Origin of the sequence: Psychrobacter sp. TB20-MNA-CIBAN-0197 (assembly GCF_040309765.1) — a bacterium.
In the GTDB taxonomy this organism is placed as follows: domain Bacteria; phylum Pseudomonadota; class Gammaproteobacteria; order Pseudomonadales; family Moraxellaceae; genus Psychrobacter; species Psychrobacter submarinus.
The window spans coordinates 1-369 of record NZ_JBEOPC010000189.1 but is presented as its reverse complement, the minus strand read 5'-3'; the positions used below and the strand labels follow the sequence as shown (position 1 = coordinate 369).

Below are 369 nucleotides of genomic sequence, written 5' to 3'. Positions count from 1 at the left end.
ACACATACTTATAAATTCAAGAACTTAGCCCAGTTAATGGCTAAAGCTACACCGCAGCGTTCGGGTGATCGCTTAGCGGGCGTAATTGCACAATCAGCACAAGAACGTGCTGTGGCACAAATGACATTGGCGGATATACCTCTTAAAACATTTTTAAATGAGGTACTTATTCCCTACGAAGATGACGAAATTACACGCTTAATTATTGACGAGCACGATGCAAATGCCTTTATGGCTATTGCACATCTAACCGTAGGCGATTTTCGTAATTGGCTTTTAAGTGACTTTGCAACACCTGCTGTACTTGCAAGTATAAGGCAAGGTATTACGCCGGAAATGGCTGCTGCTGTTAGCAAAATAATTCGCAAT

Annotated in this window: 1 protein-coding gene; it reads left to right on the top strand. The window is 41.7% G+C overall.

All coding sequences use genetic code 11. From position 1 onward, the window contains the following. Positions 1–369: ethanolamine ammonia-lyase subunit EutB (gene eutB, locus AAEY83_RS13250; RefSeq protein ID WP_351059463.1), on the top strand; the 369-nt coding region annotated here is incomplete at both ends.